The following is a 17415-nucleotide window of genomic DNA, read 5'->3' as shown; positions in this document are numbered from 1 at the left end:
CGCTGTTTTTCAGCGTATTTACCTGCACTGACGTTTAGATGTAAACATTCAGCGCTCAGCCACGCAGCCTCAAAATTCCTCGACACCTTAGTAAAATGTCTCCGCTATAATCGCAGCCATGAAATTTCTTCGGACAATGCTCCTCCTGTTGCTCTGCGCCATGCTGCCTATCAGTGGGCTGGCAGCCAGTGGCGCGACTGGGCAGTGTCCGATGCAAGAGGTCATGGGCGACGACACCGGCGCCATGGCCACCAAGATGCCCGGCTGCGAATTGATGACAGCAATGTCCAGCGAACACGGCAGGTCGAAGTCATCCCTGTGCAAGGTGACTGGTCAATGTCAGATGGGCAGTCTCTATCACCCCGTATCGTCTCCCTCAGTCGTTCGACCCGCAGGGTCGTTTATCCCTCTGAGTTTCCACTACGCAGAGTCGTTCTCCTTCCGCGCACCGGATGGACTCTGGCGTCCCCCGCAGTCCCTCTAACTCCGTCCATCTGGTTCGCCGCAGCTTCGCGGTGATGTTGTCCTGGTTCAGGACTTGAGTCCGTATGTCCGTTCGCACGGCCATAGGGTGCTCGACCATTCGGGGTTCACATGCATTTCCAACATTTCACGTCGATCATCCGACGTGAGCCGCTGCATTGCCTCGCTTTGGCAGCGCTCGTTATGTTTTCCAGTAGCGTGGCGCACGCCCAGGACGGCGGCTTGACGCTCGATGCGGCGCTTCAAATAGCCACCAGCCGTTCATCCTCGATTCAGGCGGCGCAAGCCGCAGTCCGGGGAAGCTCCGACGTTGTCGTCAAAGCCGGACAACTGCCCAATCCCATGTTGAAGTTGAGCGTCGAGGACTTGCCTGTCAATGGATCACAGGCCTTCACGATCGGGCAGGACAATTTCACGATGCGCGGTATCGGCATCGAACAGGAGTGGGTATCCACGGACAAGCGCCGATTACGTACAGCGTTGGCAGATCGCGCCGTAGAGCGCGATAAATCGACCTACCTGCAAAAAGTGGCCGAGGTCCGGCAACAAGCGGCCATGGCTTGGCTGAACGCCATCTACGCAAAAAAGGCCGTCGCCTTGAGCCAGGCTTTGGTCGACCACTTGAGCCAGGAACTTACCGCCAGACAAGCGTCGTACCGCGGTGCAAAAGGCACTGCGGTGGAAGTCGCCCAAGCCAGCCTCACGCTCGGAAACGCACGTGATGAATTGATTAACGCGCTGCAGGACGAGAAGACTGCGTTGATTGCCCTGTCGCGTTGGACAGCGGCAGGTAACGTTCTGGAGGTCGCGGGAGACCCACCGGATCTGGAATCACAAGTGTCCAGTTTAAGCGTCGATCAGCTCGATCAAGTTCAGCCTGATCTGATCGCCGCACGCTCCGCCATCTCGTTGGCCGATGCCGGCACAGACGTTGCCCGAAGCGATAGAAACCCGAATTGGACCTGGGGGCTGACCTATTTCAAGCGGGGTGGAAATTTCTCGGACTACGTGTCATTCGGCGTCTCCATCCCTCTGCCGATCAACCGCAGAAATCTCGAGGATCGCGACGTCGAGCAAAAATCGGAAATGGGCACGCAAGCACGGCTCACTTACGAAGACACCGAGCGACAGGTGGTAGCCGATATCCAAAGCCTGACGGCAAAGCTCGCCAGTGGCCGGGAACGTTTAGCGAACGTGAAGCAAACCGTTCTACCCGCCGCAGCACAGAAAGTGGCACTGGCCAATGCGGCCTATCGGTCCGGTGCCGGCACGCTCTCCGATGCATTGGACGCGAGGCACACGCAGCTCGAAGCGAATCTTCAAGTGTTGAATCTCGAACGACAAGTCTCCCTGGTCTGGGCCCGGTTGGAATACCAGGTTTTGCCGCCTGACTTGACCGCCAGCCAATAAGGAGAAAAACATGAATCAGACACTACTCGTGCGTGCCGTGGCGTCGGTGTTTGCTGCGGTCGCGCTGCTAGGCGCCGGTTATGTGATCGGCACTCATCGTTCTGCGACGGATGCACCCATGGCATCAGCCACGGCCGCGACCCCATCCGCGCCCGGCGACAAGGTCGACCCGAAGACGGGCCGCAAGGTCCTGTATTGGCATGACCCGATGGTGCCTAACCAGCACTTCGATAAACCCGGGAAATCTCCCTTCATGGCCATGGAACTGCAGCCTGTCTTTGCGGATGAAGGCGGCTCCAGCGGTATCAGAGTCGACTCGGGGCTTCAACAGAATCTTGGCATTCGATACGCCACGGTGCGCCGGCAGGACACGGCGGTTGGTTTCGACGCAGTCGGCTCCACGCAGTTCGATGAGTCGATGGCCGATGTCGTCCAATCGCGGGTAACAGGCTACATCGACCATCTGTACGCCAGCGCGCCGATGCAGCGTGTGGCCAAGGGCACACCGATCGCGTCGCTGTTCGTTCCGGATTGGCTGGCGCCGCAGGAAGAATATCTGGCGCTCAAACGCGGCGGTATGGATGACGGCCTGCTTGAAGGGGCTCGCGCCCGTATGCGAGCGATGTCGATACCGGACGGCCTCATTGCGAGCCTGGATCAAACGGGTAAAGCGCGGACGCACGTGACGCTATCCGCGCAAGAAACGGGTGTGCTGACCGAACTCAATGTCCGCGATGGTGCGATGGTGTCACCGGGGCAGACGCTCGCCAAGGTCGCGGGCCTGTCAAAGCTTTGGTTAATCATCGAGATCCCCGAGTCGCTCGCGTTGCAGGTGCGGCCCGGCATGTTGGTCGACGCGACGTTCGACGGCGATCCGTCGCAGCACTTCAGCGGTCACATCCGCGAAATCCTGCCCGGCATCAGCACAAGCAGCCGCACGTTACAGGCGCGCCTTGAAATCGACAATACAGGGCTGAAGCTGACGCCGGGGATGCTGATGCGCGCCCATATCAGCGGGGCGAAACCTGTGTCGCGCCTGCTCGTGCCATCCGAAGCCGTGATCACCACGGGAAAACGCTCGATCGTCATCGTCAGGAACAGCGACGGTCGGCTGCAACCTGTCGCCATTACGGTGGGCAACGATACCGGTGAGGATACCGAAGTGACAAGCGGCTTGACGGAAGGCCAGCAGGTCGTTGCATCCGGCCAGTTCCTGATCGACTCGGAAGCGAGCCTGAAATCCGTGCTGCCGAAGCTCGAAGGAAGCGTTGCTCCAGGCATGGGTGCGTCGGTTCCGGCGCCAGCCTCCGCCGCAGTTGCGGCTCCAACCTACGAGACGACCGGCAAGGTTGAAAAAGTCACTCCCGGCGACATCACGTTCTCGCACCAGCCCGTACCCGCATTGGGATGGGGTGCGATGACCATGACATTCGGCAAGCCGGCGCCCACGTCCTTCCCGGACGTCACGGTGGGCGACGCCGTGCATTTCGTCTTCAAGCAATCGGATGACGGATATCAACTGACGAAGGTCGAACCGGCTGGAGGCACGAAATGATCGCGCGCATCATTCGCTGGTCGATTTACAACCGATTTCTCGTGCTGCTCGCGACCGTGCTCGTCACTGCATGGGGCTTTTATTCGTTGACGCAGACACCGCTCGATGCGCTGCCGGATCTGTCCGACACGCAGGTCATCATCAAGGCCTCGTATCCCGGCAAGGCGCCGCAGGTGGTCGAAGACCAGGTGACCTATCCGCTCACGACAACCCTGCTGGGCGTGCCGGGCGCGACGACCATTCGCGCCTACTCGTCGTTCGGGGATGCGTTCGTCTACGTGCTTTTCGACGACAAGACGGACCAGTATTGGGCGCGTTCGCGGGTACTGGAATACCTGAACCAGGTGCAGAGCCGTTTGCCGCCGGGCGCGACCGTGTCACTCGGTCCTGACGCAACGGGGGTCGGTTGGGTCTACGAATACGCATTGGTCGACCGCACCGGCAAACACGACCTGGGACAGCTCCGCGCCTTAAACGACTGGTTTCTGAAGTTCGAGCTGAAATCGGTACCGGACGTCTCGGAAGTCGCGTCGATCGGCGGCATGGTGCGCCAATACCAGGTCGTCATCGATCCAGACAAGCTGCGCGCCTATGGCATCACACAAGGTGCTGTCGCGGATGCCATAGGAAAGGCCAACCAGGAGTCGGGCGGATCGGTTGTCGAGCTCGCCGAGTCGGAGTACATGGTGAGGTCATCCGGCTACCTGCGCTCACTGGATGACTTCCGCAACATCGTGCTGCGGACCAACGATACAGGCACGCCGGTCCTGTTGGGGAACGTCGCTCGCATCCAGATTGGCCCCGAAATGCGCCGTGGCATTGCCGAACTAAACGGCGAAGGCGAAGTCGCCGGGGGCGTGATTGTGATGCGCTCCGGCAAGAACGCGCTGACAACTATCGATGCGGTCAAAGCCAAGTTCGCCGACTTGAAAAAATCGCTGCCGCCAGGCGTCGAGGTCGTGACGACTTATGACCGCTCGCAGCTCATCGAGCGTGCCGTCGACAACCTCAAAGACAAGCTGATTGAGGAATTCATCATCGTCGGCCTGGTCTGCGCGGTGTTCCTCTTCCACCTGCGCAGTGCGTTTGTCGCGATCCTGTCGCTGCCGCTCGGGGTGCTGACAGCGTTCATCGTGATGCGCTATCAGGGCGTCAACGCAAACCTGATGTCGTTGGGCGGCATTGCGATTGCCATCGGCGCAATGATCGATGCCGCTATCGTGATGATCGAAAACGCGCATAAGCATCTGGAGGCGTACGACCGCGAGCGCCCGGATAGTCCAATCACCAATGCCCAGCGATGGGAATTGATCGCCGAATCGGCAGCCGAGGTCGGGCCAGCCTTGTTCTTCTCGCTGCTCATCATCACGCTGTCGTTCATCCCGGTCTTCTCGCTCGAGGGCCAGGAGGGGAAGCTCTTTGCCCCACTAGCGTTCACGAAGACCTACACGATCGCGGCCGCCGCCGGGTTGTCCGTGACGCTGGTGCCGGTGCTGATGGGCTTTCTGATTCGGGGTCGCATTCCGCATGAGAACGCCAATCCGATCAACCGCGTGCTGATCAGACTGTATCGCCCATTGCTCGAAGCGACGCTACGCAGACCGTGGGCCGCGATCGGGCTGGCGGTCATCGCACTAGCCATCACGCTCATTCCTGTGTCGCGACTAGGTGGCGAATTCATGCCACAGCTCGACGAAGGTGATCTGCTGTATATGCCGACCGCGCTACCCGGCATTTCAGCGGATAAAGCTGCCGAGCTGCTTCAACAAACCGACCGTCTGATCAAGACGATTCCCGAAGTGAAAACCGTGTTCGGCAAATCGGGCCGCGCCGACACCGCGACCGACCCGGCGCCGTTCGAGATGTTCGAGACCACGATCCAGTTCAAGCCACGCAGCGAATGGCGGCCCGGCATGACGCCCGAGAAGCTGGTGGACGAGCTCGATGCGCGAGTCAGGATTCCGGGCCTGTCGAATGTCTGGGTTCCGCCGATTCGCAATCGCCTGGACATGCTGTCGACCGGTATCAAGACGCCTGTGGGGGTGAAGATTTCTGGAGCAGACCTTGGGCAGATCGACAGGATTGCCACACAGGTCGAGTCCGTCTTGAAGAAGGTTCCAGGCGTCACGTCGGCGCTAGCGGAACGCTTGAACGGCGGCCACTACATCGACGTCGATATCGACCGGTTGGCTGCAGCCCGCTATGGCGTGTCGGTGACTGACGTCCAGTCCATCGTGTCGACAGCAGTCGGCGGCGATAACGTCGGCGAAGTCATTGCAGGCCGCGAGCGGTTCCCGATCAGCATTCGCTATCCACGGGAGATCCGGGACTCAGTCGACAATCTGCGTCAGTTGCCGGTGGTCACCGACCGGGGGGCGCAGATCACGCTAGGGGACGTAGCCACCATCAAGATCTCCGATGGGCCACCGATGATCCGTAGTGAGAACGCGCGCTTGTCGGGCTACGTCTACGTCGACATTCGCGATGTGGACTTGCAATCGGCCGTGAGAGCAATGCAGCTTGCGGTTGCTCAGCACGTCGCACTGCCGCCAGGCTATTCCATCGCCTGGTCTGGCCAGTTCGAGTATCTGGAGCGGGCGGCCGCGAAATTGCGGACCGTGATTCCAGTGACGCTCGTCGTCATCTTCGTGCTGCTCTTCCTGACGTTCAACTCGGCGGCCGACGCGCTGTTGCTGATGTTGACCGTACCGTTCGCACTGGTCGGCGGCTTCTGGCTGATCTGGATCCTCGGACACGCGGTGTCGGTCGCTACAGCTGTCGGCTTCATCGCGCTCTCGGGCGTCGCAGCCGAATTCGGCGTCGTGATGCTCCTGTATCTGAAGGGCGCGCTCAACCGCCGGCTCGAGGAAGGTGCACCCTTTACCGAAGCAACGCTCGTCGATGCGATTCGCGAGGGCGCCGTCTTGCGCGTGAGACCCAAGGCAATGACAGTCGCGGTCGTGCTGGCAGGTCTCATCCCGATCATGCTCGGCCATGGCGCCGGGTCGGAGGTCATGCAGCGAATCGCCGCACCGATGGTGGGTGGCATGGTGACCGCGCCGCTCCTGTCGATGCTGATCATTCCGGCCGCCTGGTTGCTGCTGCAACGCCGCAGGATTGCACACACCAAAATGAAAACCGAAGAACCGCTTCAACCTCACGCAGTACCCACTGGCACGCTCGTGCCGCAATCGCACTCTGGAGAAAACCGATGAAGAAGTTCGTTACCGTATCCGCCGTATTCTGCGCCGCACTCACGCTTGCCAGTGCCGCGATAGCTGCGGACGAAATGGCTGGCATGAAGATGGACAACGGCGCAATGAGCGCCGCAAAGCCGGGCAAATCGCAACTGACCGACGCTGTGGTCAAGAAGGTGGACCCGTCGACAGGCATGGTGACCCTGCAGCACGGTGCACTGACCAACATCGGCATGTCGGCGATGACGATGGCATACAAGGCCAGGGACACGGCGATGATTGACCACGTCAAGGAAGGCGACAAGGTCAAAGTCCGCGTTGAAGATGTCAACGGCACGCTGACCATTGTGAAGCTGGAGAAGCACTAGCCATCAGTAGGCGCCAGGGACGCGGCGACGCCTGCCACGGTAAGCGCCGCTGTCCTTGAGACCGCAGCTGACGGATCGCGTTTGGGACGACTACAGCAGCACTCCGGTCATGGCGTGGAGGCTGTAGAAATGGGAAACAGGTAACACGGCGATCACGCCGTCGCCCGCTGCACCCACATGCGAGACCAGTGCTACAGGGCGTGCTGAACGGTACGGGCTGAACCCGAGATGTCCTCGCCAACTCCGGCTACCGTATTGCAGCCTGTCAACGAAAGCAACGCACCAAGCAGCGACAACATGGTTACCCAACGTCCAAACGTGTTCATCGCCATCATCCAATTTTCGGCTACCGGCCGTCATGCGGGGCGCAGCTCGCGCCGTAGTCTTTTCCACTATCCAGCGTAAAACTCCGATAATAATACGCCATCGACTTGCCATGGCAGCACCTCGGGAAACGCATCGAGGTCCAGGCCGGTTTCGTTGCTCGCTATGCTCCGCGCTTTGGACCAGACAATATCGAGCCATGCCTCGTCACCGAATTTGCCGCGCAAACCCGGCGCTTCACTCAACACGCAGGCCACCTCTTTGCGCTGTGTGCGGATCGTGAACTGCCAGCTCTTGCTACGCCATCCCGGCTGGTATTGCCACTTCAGAAGATGAGCCAGCAGCACCGACGTACAATTCGCCAGTTCGCTGCTGATCGAGGTCGCGCGCACCGCCCGCGAACGCGGCGCAAGCGCCATTGTGATACCGGATCGAATAGCCCGCTCGCGAGTTTCTCGGACGTCGCGGTGATTGCCGAGACGCTGGAAAATACAGACGTCTACACGCCCACCACGTCGCGGCTCGCCGCGCTTGTCATTATCGATATCCTCTCGACCAGCGTCGCGCTGCGCAAAGGCGACGCTCACACGCTCGCCGTGCCGGACATGAAAAAACGCCTGGCCGACATGCGCTCGACCGGCGTCATCTGATAGCGGCAGCACTCGCTGCCCGAAAGGATCTTGAAGGCCGTCAGCTTTCAAAAGGGTGCCCGCCCCAGGCCTGAGAAGCTGCGCTGCCAGCCTCAAGCCTTAATTCCGTAAGAATTACTAGCGTTTCAATAACTTGTTGTGCAAATAATACGTATAGAGATCTAATTTTCCTTACGTCCCGAAAGTAAATACCATTTCACAAAAATGAAATCGGGCCACATTAAGGTTCGTCGAGCCGGACGTTCAGTACCCTTCGAAAACCTTACACATCGGTGGTTACAGGGCGATTCTCCTGCTTGTGATCGGGTCGATCCTATGCGAGACGATTTGGGATGCTAATTATTTCGGCTATATGAATTTTTGGCACGTTGCCTTGGAAAGCAACGGAATAACCAAACAATCAAACAACAGTGGACTTTCCGACCTGATCAAACAAGGATGTCTCCTCTTTTACACACTGAAGCACAACAAAATGAAAATCCAAAAGACCACCGCTGCCATCCTGGCGTTCGGCGCATTTGCCGGCGCTGCCCACGCACAAAGCAGCGTGACGCTGTACGGCGTTGCCGACGCCGGGTTCCTCTTCAACAACAACGTCAAGGGCAGCAAGCTCTACGGTCTTTCGAGCGCCAACTCGTCGCGTTGGGGTTTGACGGGTGCTGAAGACCTGGGCGGCGGCCTCAAGGCGATCTTCACCCTTGAAAATGGTTATACCCTCGGCACCGGCGCACTCAGCCAGGGCGGACTGGAATTCGGCCGCAAGGCCTTCGTCGGCCTGTCGAGCGCTACTTACGGTACGGTGACGCTGGGCCGCCAGTACTCGGCAAGTAACGACGCCACCGCCTCGTTCGCATCGGGCGCCGACTGGGCTGCATCCGGCCTCGGCTACGGCACGCGCGCAGGCGACGTTGATAACGTGGATACGTCGAACCGCATCCAGAACGCCATCAAGTACACGAGCCCCAACTATCATGGCGTGACAGTCGGCATCCTGTACAGCCTTGGCGGCCAGGCCGGCCAGTTCTCGCGGAACGCAGTCACCGACGCAGCCGTGTCGTACGCAAACGGTCCGATCAAGCTTGGTGTGAGCTACGACTTCACCAAGGACCCGTACTTCTCGACGTTCGGCAACCAGGGCAACTCGTCGACGCCGACTTCGGCTGCAGGCGGCAACAACAACATGCCAAGCCGTATTTATGGCGGCTACGCGTCGGCAGGCTCGCAGCAGATCATCACGGCCGGCGGTTCGTACGTGCTCGGCTCTGCAACGATCGCGCTGCTGTACTCGAACACGCAGTTCCAGAACCTCGGTCAGGTCAATGCAATTGGCAGCTTCGGCACCAAGTACAACGGCGGCACCGCTACGTTCAATTCGGGCGAACTGAACGTGAAGTACGCGCTGACCCCGGCGCTGACGCTGGCCGGCGCCTACATCTATACGCATAACAGCGGCGCCGATGGCGTGGGCAGCGCCAAGTACAATCAATTCAACCTGGGCACCATCTACTCGTTGTCCAAGCGTACGACGCTGTACGCAATCGGCTTCTTCGAAACGGCTTCGGGTGTGGATTCGACGGGCAAGACGGCTGTAGCTGACTTCAGCGGCTCGACCCTTTCGTCCAACAATCACCAGTTGGCAGCCATTGTCGGCATCACGCACAAGTTCTAAATGTTGATAAACGCCCGGGCGCTGTACTCCTAAGCGTTTCTTGAAGCACGCGGCCTTCTCTCTTCGGATTCAACCGGACAGGGAAGGCCGCTTTTTTTGCTCACATCCCGGTCGCATACCCGCCATCCACAGGTGTTGCCAGAACGAGCAAGCAATCGCTCGCAGGACTGGTGTGCGAGCGATTGCGTCCATGTTTTATTAACGTTATTTTGACTACGTTTTTTGCTCATGTGAAATGACCCGTTTGCCACAAACTAGCGACTCATTTCGCATATCGCCTTCATATGCACCCAATTTGTCGTTGTTTTTCTAGCTTTATTGAGCATCAATTCCAGCAACTTGAAACCTAGTGTCCCCCTGCTCCCGCAGCCGCTGCGCTGCCGTCCCTGCCCGGCTTGGTGAGCCAGATCAGCGGGATAATCACGATGAAAATGACCGCCGAAAGCCAGAAGATATCGTTCAGTCCAAGCATGGCAGCTTGTGCGTTGAGGGACGATTCGAAGAACGCCATTGCTTGCGTCGTGCTTCCTCCAAGCATGTTCTGCAATGCACTGATACTCGCGACGAAGTTCGGATTGTTGACGCTCGTTTGTTCAGCCAGTTGAGCATGATGCAGGATCGTCCGGTCGTTCCAGCCGGTGCTGACGAGCGACGTTCCAACGGCACCCGCAAAGACCCGCGTGAAATTTGACAGCCCCGCGGCGGCGGGTATCTTGTCGGCCGGCAAGCCGGACAAAATGATTGCTGTCAGCGGTACGAAGAACAGCGCAGTAGGAACGCCTTGCAGCAAGGTCGGCACGACGAGGGTCCAGGTATCGACGCCTGTCGTGTAAAACGACCGCATGAAAAACACGCCGGCAAAACCGAGAAAAGCCAGGGTGGCAAGCACCCGCGCATCGCTCTTCGGCATGATCTTGGCCATCACCGGCGCGAGCAGCACGGCAAAGATACCCAGTGGCGCAGTGGCAAGACCGGCATCGACGGAACGATAGTTCAGGTACTGCTGCATCCACTGCGGCAAGATCACGAGGTTCGAAAAAAAGACGGCGTATGCGACTGAAATCGCGATGGCTCCCCCCATGAAATTACGTCCCATGAAGAGCTGGAGATTGATGATCGGATTTTTTTCGGTCAACTCCCAGACCATGAAGAACACGAAGCTGATCAACGCAATCAGCCCCAACGCGACAATCACCGGCGACGTGAACCAGTCGAGGTCCTTGCCTTTATCGAGCATGATCTGCAACGAACCGACCCACACGATCAACGAGATCAGACCCACTTTGTCGATAGGGATCCGCTTGACCGGCGTTTCGCGCGTCCGGTAGATCGCCCACGTCACACCGGCTGCAAACAGGCCAACGGGAATGTTGATGTAGAAGATCCAGGACCACGAGTAGCTATCGGTGATCCAGCCGCCCAGCGCCGGTCCGACAATCGGGCCGACCGTCGCGGTCATGGCCCACAACGCCAGCGCATGCGAGCTCTTTTCCTTCGGATACGAACCGAGGAGGATGGCTTGAGACAGCGGGATCAGCGGACCGGCGACCGCGCCTTGCAGGATCCGCGCGCCAAGCAGCACGGGAAGGTTCGGCGCAATGCCGCACAACCACGAAGACATCACGAACAACAGGATCGCCCATACGAACAGCTTCACTTGCCCGACCCGTTGCGTGAGCCAGCCTGTCAGCGGGATTGAAATGGCGTTGGCCGCGGCGAAGAGCGTAATGACCCACGTTCCTTCATCGACCGAGACGCCCATGTTGCCCGAGATGGTCGGGATCGCAACATTCGCAATCGACGAATCCAGCACGTTCATGAACGTGGCAAGCGCAACGGCAAGCGTGGCAAGAACCAGTTTCCCGCCAGTGAGTGGCGCAAGCGCGCCGGACTGAGACGACGTATTCATGGCTGCTCCCAAGGACACACTTAATCTGACTTGTCAGATATTTGATTAAAAAAATGCGCTTAACCGGCGCGATGAAGTTGGGCTTGATCTCGCTTCGCTATGGTCCTGGGAGCGGCTATCGGACCTATCGGCATGTTGGCGGAGATCACCTTCGCGATCTCCGCATCGGCTTGCGCGCCGTATTGCTCGAATACACCGGTCCTATAAGACGTGTTGGTTGCAGCGGCCAGTTGCGTACCGGATTCGTCGCGGGTTTCCACTTCAACGTTCATCGACAAGCCGATGCGCAGCGGATGCTGCTGAAGCTCACGCGGGTCAAGCTGGACACGTACCGGCAAGCGTTGCACGACCTTGATCCAGTTGCCTGTCGCGTTCTGTGCGGGCAGCACGGCAAACGCGCTGCCCGTCCCCGCGGAAAAGCCCACCACACGGCCGTGATACTTGACGCTCGAACCGTACACATCGGCCGTCAACGTGACCGGCTGACCAATGCGCATGTGCCGCAGTTGCCCTTCCTTGAAGTTGGCGTCGACCCACACACCGTCCAGCGGCACGATCGCCATCAGCGGGGTACCCGGAGCAACACGCTGCCCGACCTGCACCGAACGGCGCGCGACGTAACCCGTCACCGGCGCGGGCAAGGTGTTACGGGCATAGCTCAGGTAAGCATCGCGGACCTTGCTTGCAGCAGCCTGGACGTTCGGGTGTTGTTCGATCGACGTGCGGTCGGTGAGCACGTGGTTCGCTTCGGCTTGCTGGCGTATGGCGTCGAGCGAGGCTTGTGCGCTCTTGACGGCGTCGCGGGCATGCGAGACGTCTTCCGCCGATACCGCCCCGGTGTTCTCCACCGCCTGGCGGCGTTGCAGATCCGAGTTGGCGCGCGCGAGATCCGACTCGCGCTGAGCGATGCTCGCGGCATAAAAGTCGTTGTTGACGTAGAGGCTGCTCACTTCTCGCACGGTCTGGCCAAGCGTGGCTTCCGCATTACCGAGCGCAACCTTTGCGTCGGCCGGGTCCAGCGTCACGACCGGGTCGCCGGCCTTGACGATCTGCGTATCGTCGGCGTTCACCGCGACAACCGTACCGCTGACTTGCGGCGTGAGTTGTACGAGATTGCCACTGACGTAGGAGTCGTCGGTCGACTGGTAGAAGCGCGCATCGGTGTAGTAATACGTACCGTAGGCGATGGCCGAGACGACGATTGCTGCGCCAAGCAAGGAAAGCAGCAGCTTGCGTTTCGTGCCCGGCACGCTCTCTTGAGGTACGGCACCCTTGGCTGTTTCGTTTGAATCCGCCGTCACGCGGTCGGACTGGATGGTATCGCTCATTGCAAACTCTCTTGACGGGTCAGTGGAATGCCGGCTCAGCGCGCGGCAACAGTTTGTGAAGACGCAGGGGAACTGGTGCCGGTATCGATGTAGCCGCCGCCGAGTGCCGCGGCGAGTGCGATCTGCTGGTCACGACGGTTCATTTTCAGATCGACGACGGCCTGGTCCGCCGACAACGCGTTCATGTCGGCGTTAAGCACGGTCAGTTGATTCGTGAGGCCACCCTTGTACTGGACGATCGCAAGTTCATCGGCGCGATGCGCGGCTTCCTGTGCAGTTTCTGCATCGACAAGTTGTGCATCCGTCGACCGGATCTGCGCGAGTTGCGTGGCGACATCGCTTAGCGCGGTGACGAGGGTCTGGTTATAGGTCGCAACCGCATAGTCGAAATCGGCGTAACGGCCTTTGAGTTGAGCGCGTAATGCACCGGCATCGAAGATCGGCAAGTGGATCGCCGGACCGGCCGTTACGGTTCTGCTCGCCGCCGTCAGCAAGCGGCCAAAACCGAATGCGTCCAGGCCGATCGAAGCGCTCAAGTTGATGTCCGGATAGAACTCGGCCTTCGCTTCCTTCACATCATGTGTGAGGGCGTCCACACGCCAGCGCGCGGCGACCAGGTCGGGCCGGCGGCTGACGAGATCGGCCGGCAGGTTGTCGGGGAGCAGCGCCTGGTCCCCCACCCCAAGCGTCGGACGCTGGATCGTCAGGCCGCGATCCGGTCCCGCGCCAAGCAACGCGGCAATCTGATAACGCGTCGTGAGAATCTGGCCGTCGAGCGCGGTCAAGGAGGCATGACTTGTCGCGACGTTCGCCTGCGCCGTCTTGCGCTCCACTTCAGTGTCCAGCCCGGTCGCAATCCGGCCCGCAGCAATACGTTCGATCTGATCACGTTGCGCGACTTCGCTAACGGCAATATCACGCTGGTCGTAAAGCCGCGCAAGCTGGTTATAAGCGCGCGCAATCGACGTAGTCAGCGTCAGCTTCACGACTTCGGCATCCGCTTCGCTTGCCTGCGTTTGCGATACCGCCGCCTTCAGCGCTTCACGATTCTTGCCCCACAGGTCGAGGTCGTACGAAGCGGACGCGAGCAGCGTGTTTTCCGTCTGCCATGAACCCGCGTAAGGCGGAGGCACGAGCGCGTTGCCGGAATATTGCTGACGGGTCATCGAATAGTCCGCGCCGACCTTCGGCATTGTGTTGGCCTTTGCCGTTTCGCTATAAGCATTGGCTGAAGCAACCCGGGCACGTGCCTGATCGAGGGACGGACTGTTCTTCAATGCCTCGGCAATCAGCACTTTAAGCTGCGCGTCACCGAACTGGTCAGCCCAACCAGCTGCCGGCCAATGACCGCTCTCCGACGGAATGCTTTGCGTCGTCTCGTACGATTGCGGCTGGGCCATCTGATGGTCGCTGTGGATGCCCGAGTAGTTCGCGCATGCCGACAGCACCGCGGCAAACATCACCGATACGCCCGCAGTCAACGCTCTCGAACCGATCGTCTTCTGATTTAACTGTGTTTTCATTTTCTGACTTGTCAGATAATTGAATAAAAAAACGGATCACCTATTCAGCGTACTTATTTAGGTTACCTACTCTTCAAGAAATTTACGAAGCAGGCGGCGCAACTCTTCAAACTCGGTCTTGCTGAAATGCTTCAGGTGGGCGTTCAACACGTCCGGTGCGACTTCCGGAATCCGGGCGGCGACTTCCTCGCCCTTTTCCGTCAACGTCAGGTTAACGACACGGCGATCTTCAAGGCTGCGTGAGCGCTGCAGCAACTCCTTCGCTTCCAGCTTGTCGAGCATGCGCGTCATCAGGCCGGTATCGATTCCCAGCACCTTGGACAACTCGAACGGCGTTGCAGCCTGACCCAGCGTGAGCGACATCAGGATACCCATCTGCTGGCTGGTGATATCCAGGTCCTTCAGTGCTGCATCCATCTCGACTGTCAGGATGTTGCGCGCTTTGTTGATCAAGAAACCAACGCTCTGAGTCGGACGAAAAAAAGTTTCCTTGCTGTAGTGATTCATCGCTGCCTCCGTTGATGAACCGCATACTATTTGACTTAGCAGATATTGTCAACACAGATTCTTCACAATGAGACAAAGCGTCAGGTAACTGTAAAAAACAGCGCGTGAGCGGTCCACGGTTATGCCTCACTGGTATGTCAGAATTCGTCAATTGATCACATTCGAGGATACCGGGGCAATGGAAATCCACGTAAGCATTCGCGGCCGCGACGACCTGAGCGGACAGATCTACCGGCAGTTGCGCAGCGGCATTGTCGAGGGCCGGCTGGCGGCGGGCGAACGCCTGCCCTCCACGCGCGATCTCGCCACGCAACTTGGCGTCTCGCGCAAGACAACGCTCGATGTCTTCGAACGACTCACCACCGAAGGGTATCTTCGTTCGCGTCCCGGCGACGGCACGTTTGTGGCCGAAGGCTTGACCCGCGTGCCGACGCATCCCGCCGACGCAATGAAGCATCAGGCAAGGACCCAGGCAATCTGGTCATCCATGCCCGTCCAGCTTTCAATGCCCAGGCACAATGTTGCCTATCCGCTTGATTTTCTGGGTGGCGTGACCGACAAGCGCCTGTTTCCCTTCGACACCTGGCGTCGATGCATCAATCACGCAGTGCGATTGCAGGCGCGTGGGCACGGGCAGTATCGCGATCCGGCCGGCGAACAGGAATTGCGCCTCGCCGTATCGCGTTACCTTGCGTTCAGCCGTGCCGTGGCAAGCAACTGGCAGGACGTGATTGTCACGCACGGCGCGCAGCAGGCAATTGATCTGACTGCACGTGTGGTGCTGCGTCCCGGCGACGTGGTCGCAGTTGAAGAACCCGGATACCCGCCCGCGCGTGCGGCGTTCGTGGCGGCCGGCGCGAAGATAATCGGCGTGCCCGTCGATGAGCAGGGTTTGATTGTCGAGAAATTGCCGAAGAAAGCCCGGCTTGTCTATGTGACGCCGTCGCATCAGTTTCCACTCGGCATGCCGATGAGTCTCGAGCGTCGCGTGGCGTTGCTCGAGTGGGCGCAGCGCCAGGGCGCGGTCATCATTGAAGACGACTACGACGGTGAGTTCCGCTTCGAAGGCCGGCCAGTGGAGCCGCTCAAGAGTCTCGACCGGGCAGGTCTGGTGGCTTATGTCGGCACGTTCTCAAAGACCATCTTTCCCGAGCTGCGGGTGGGTTATGTCGTGCCGCCTGCGTCGCTGAATGAAGCCATACAGAAGGCCAAGCAGATAAGCGACTGGCATACCTGCTCGCTCACGCAAGCAGCGCTGGCTAAATTCATGCTCGGCGGCGAATTCGCCAAGCATCTTCGACGTATGCACAAGCATTACGAGGATCGTCGCAGAACGCTCGTTTCGTCCCTGCAAAACGAACTTGCGGAATGGTTCGAGCCACGGATTCCCGCAGCAGGAATTCATATGACCGCACGGTTGAAAGGGTCGTTGAAGGAGAAGCAGTTGACCGGCGGCGCTCTCGATCCTTCCATAGGCTTGTATGGCATCTCGGCGTTCTACATGAACCGGCCTGCGCAGGAAGGCCTGATCTTCGGCTATGGCGGGATCGGGTCGGATGACATCGGGATCGCCATGAAAAAGCTCAAGATGCGATTGTCGAAGATGGGGTAGGTCGTGGGGGGTTGGGGTCCTGGGTGGTTTTAGGGTTAGCGGTCGGGGTCAGTGCCGGGTTGCTGCTTTCGGTGTTAGCGGTCTGCGTGAGTCGGATTTTCTCTTTATCACTATTAGCCACTGTGCGTGGCGGCACGTCATTTCTTGGTCCTTAGCGACAAAGAAACGAAGCAAAGAAAACGCTTTAACCGCTCTACCCTAAGTGTCCACAGCGTGCAGTTCCTATTCATAGGTGCCCCAAAAGCACGGTGCTCGCCAGAGCGAAGGACGGTTGAACCCCTCCTTCTCGCGAATCCTGACATGAACACGCTTCGCCACCAGTGCTCTCGGGCAAGCACTAATGCTGAGGAACCAGCACGGCATCACGCGTTTTATAGCTTCACTTCTTGGTGAGTTGGCTGCTTGAGTTGCTTGAGTTGCTTGAGTTGCTTGAGTTGCTTGAGTTGCTTGAGTTGCGCGGTTATTTTCGCGGGTCGCGGTCTCACGCATTTTTCAGCCTCGTTTCTTGGTGGGTTGGCAACGTGGTTCGACGTGCGTACAAATTCGGTGGAAGGTTGTTCGCGGATAGCGCGGGGTGCTCCTTGGGCAGGTTCAGTCACTGGTGGCGAAGCGTGTGGGTATCCGTGTTCGGAGAAGGAGGGTTTCACACATCGGTGGCTCTGGCGAGCACCGTGCTTTTGGGGCACCCATGAATGGGAACTGCACGCTGTGGACACTTAGGGTAGCGTGTTTTAAAAGCGTTTTCTTTGCTTCGTTTCTTTGTCGCTAAGGACCAAGAAATGACGCGCTGCCACGCGCAGTGGCGAGCCTGTCCAAAATTTTGTGTGTAAGGCATAACATGTCGCAAAGGAGCATGTATGCCACGCAAACCGAAGGCGGC

Annotated in this window: 14 protein-coding genes; 8 read left to right on the top strand and 6 right to left on the bottom strand. The window is 59.0% G+C overall.

What is annotated here, in order from left to right:
• Positions 1-118 precede the first annotated feature (118 nt).
• From AWB69_RS50015 to AWB69_RS41025, 5 genes are all read left to right on the top strand, one after another.
• A complete protein-coding gene (locus AWB69_RS50015) occupies positions 119-484 on the top strand; it encodes a hypothetical protein (RefSeq protein WP_062092489.1) in 366 nt (121 codons plus the stop codon).
• A gap of 110 nt (positions 485-594) precedes the next feature.
• Entirely contained in the window at positions 595-1893 is a 1299-nt protein-coding gene (locus tag AWB69_RS41040; RefSeq protein ID WP_062092488.1) for a TolC family protein, read from the top strand.
• 10 nt (positions 1894-1903) lie between these two features.
• A complete protein-coding gene (locus AWB69_RS41035) occupies positions 1904-3448 on the top strand; it encodes an efflux RND transporter periplasmic adaptor subunit (protein ID WP_062092487.1) in 1545 nt (514 codons plus the stop codon).
• The gene (locus AWB69_RS41030) at positions 3445-6663 is read left to right on the top strand and encodes an efflux RND transporter permease subunit (protein ID WP_062092486.1); all 3219 of its coding nucleotides are present in this window, start codon (positions 3445-3447) and stop codon (positions 6661-6663) included. The genes AWB69_RS41035 and AWB69_RS41030 overlap by 4 nt, the downstream gene beginning before the upstream one ends.
• Positions 6660-7013: a copper-binding protein gene (locus tag AWB69_RS41025; RefSeq protein WP_062092485.1), complete on the top strand. Its 354-nt coding sequence runs from the start codon at positions 6660-6662 to the stop codon at positions 7011-7013. Before AWB69_RS41030 ends, AWB69_RS41025 begins: the two co-directional genes overlap by 4 nt.
• A 191-nt stretch (positions 7014-7204) precedes the next feature.
• Here the strand turns inward: AWB69_RS41025 and AWB69_RS50510 are convergent, their stop codons facing one another.
• Positions 7205-7339 (bottom strand): hypothetical protein, encoded by a 135-nt coding sequence (locus AWB69_RS50510; protein WP_269447525.1) that lies wholly within the window; start codon positions 7337-7339, stop codon positions 7205-7207.
• 66 nt (positions 7340-7405) lie between these two features.
• Positions 7406-7756, bottom strand: coding sequence for a DUF29 domain-containing protein (locus AWB69_RS41020; RefSeq protein ID WP_082913817.1), 351 nt, complete (start codon positions 7754-7756; stop codon positions 7406-7408).
• Between the two features lie 48 nt (positions 7757-7804).
• Between AWB69_RS41020 and AWB69_RS47325 the strand changes: the two genes are divergently transcribed.
• Positions 7805-7987, top strand: a complete 183-nt coding sequence (locus tag AWB69_RS47325; RefSeq protein ID WP_062092484.1) for a hypothetical protein — start codon at positions 7805-7807, stop codon at positions 7985-7987.
• Positions 7988-8459: 472 nt separating this feature from the next.
• Positions 8460-9656 carry a porin gene (locus AWB69_RS41010; RefSeq protein ID WP_331712717.1) on the top strand — a complete coding sequence of 399 codons (1197 nt, stop codon included), beginning with the start codon at positions 8460-8462 and terminating at the stop codon, positions 9654-9656.
• 346 nt (positions 9657-10002) lie between these two features.
• Here the strand turns inward: AWB69_RS41010 and AWB69_RS41005 are convergent, their stop codons facing one another.
• From AWB69_RS41005 to AWB69_RS40990, 4 genes are all read right to left on the bottom strand, one after another.
• On the bottom strand, positions 10003-11565 hold the full coding sequence (locus AWB69_RS41005; RefSeq protein WP_062092483.1) for a DHA2 family efflux MFS transporter permease subunit: 1563 nt from the start codon (positions 11563-11565) through the stop codon (positions 10003-10005).
• Positions 11566-11624: 59 nt separating this feature from the next.
• Complete coding sequence (locus tag AWB69_RS41000; protein ID WP_062092482.1) at positions 11625-12893, bottom strand: HlyD family secretion protein; 1269 nt, start codon at positions 12891-12893, stop codon at positions 11625-11627.
• Positions 12894-12928: 35 nt separating this feature from the next.
• Positions 12929-14416, bottom strand: a complete 1488-nt coding sequence (locus tag AWB69_RS40995; protein ID WP_062092481.1) for an efflux transporter outer membrane subunit — start codon at positions 14414-14416, stop codon at positions 12929-12931.
• 66 nt (positions 14417-14482) lie between these two features.
• On the bottom strand, positions 14483-14923 hold the full coding sequence (locus tag AWB69_RS40990; protein WP_062092480.1) for a MarR family winged helix-turn-helix transcriptional regulator: 441 nt from the start codon (positions 14921-14923) through the stop codon (positions 14483-14485).
• A gap of 178 nt (positions 14924-15101) precedes the next feature.
• Between AWB69_RS40990 and pdxR the strand changes: the two genes are divergently transcribed.
• Positions 15102-16535, top strand: a complete 1434-nt coding sequence (gene pdxR, locus AWB69_RS40985) for a MocR-like pyridoxine biosynthesis transcription factor PdxR (RefSeq protein WP_062092479.1) — start codon at positions 15102-15104, stop codon at positions 16533-16535.
• The last annotated feature ends 880 nt before the right edge of the window (positions 16536-17415 follow it).

Source organism: Caballeronia udeis (genome assembly GCF_001544555.2).
Lineage (GTDB): Bacteria > Pseudomonadota > Gammaproteobacteria > Burkholderiales > Burkholderiaceae > Caballeronia > Caballeronia udeis.
The sequence above is the reverse complement of the archived record's forward strand: the minus strand, read 5'-3'. Positions and strand labels throughout refer to the sequence as shown.

Coding starts and splice junctions, on each gene's coding strand:
- AWB69_RS50510 (WP_269447525.1), bottom strand. CDS start 7,339: ATGAACACGTTTGGACGTTGGGTAACCATGTTGTCGCTGCTTGGTGCG.
- AWB69_RS41040 (WP_062092488.1), top strand. CDS start 595: ATGCATTTCCAACATTTCACGTCGATCATCCGACGTGAGCCGCTGCAT.
- AWB69_RS40995 (WP_062092481.1), bottom strand. CDS start 14,416: ATGAAAACACAGTTAAATCAGAAGACGATCGGTTCGAGAGCGTTGACT.
- AWB69_RS41020 (WP_082913817.1), bottom strand. CDS start 7,756: ATGGCGCTTGCGCCGCGTTCGCGGGCGGTGCGCGCGACCTCGATCAGC.
- AWB69_RS41025 (WP_062092485.1), top strand. CDS start 6,660: ATGAAGAAGTTCGTTACCGTATCCGCCGTATTCTGCGCCGCACTCACG.
- AWB69_RS41005 (WP_062092483.1), bottom strand. CDS start 11,565: ATGAATACGTCGTCTCAGTCCGGCGCGCTTGCGCCACTCACTGGCGGG.
- AWB69_RS50015 (WP_062092489.1), top strand. CDS start 119: ATGAAATTTCTTCGGACAATGCTCCTCCTGTTGCTCTGCGCCATGCTG.
- AWB69_RS40990 (WP_062092480.1), bottom strand. CDS start 14,923: ATGAATCACTACAGCAAGGAAACTTTTTTTCGTCCGACTCAGAGCGTT.
- AWB69_RS41010 (WP_331712717.1), top strand. CDS start 8,460: ATGAAAATCCAAAAGACCACCGCTGCCATCCTGGCGTTCGGCGCATTT.
- AWB69_RS41030 (WP_062092486.1), top strand. CDS start 3,445: ATGATCGCGCGCATCATTCGCTGGTCGATTTACAACCGATTTCTCGTG.
- pdxR (WP_062092479.1), top strand. CDS start 15,102: ATGGAAATCCACGTAAGCATTCGCGGCCGCGACGACCTGAGCGGACAG.
- AWB69_RS41035 (WP_062092487.1), top strand. CDS start 1,904: ATGAATCAGACACTACTCGTGCGTGCCGTGGCGTCGGTGTTTGCTGCG.
- AWB69_RS41000 (WP_062092482.1), bottom strand. CDS start 12,893: ATGAGCGATACCATCCAGTCCGACCGCGTGACGGCGGATTCAAACGAA.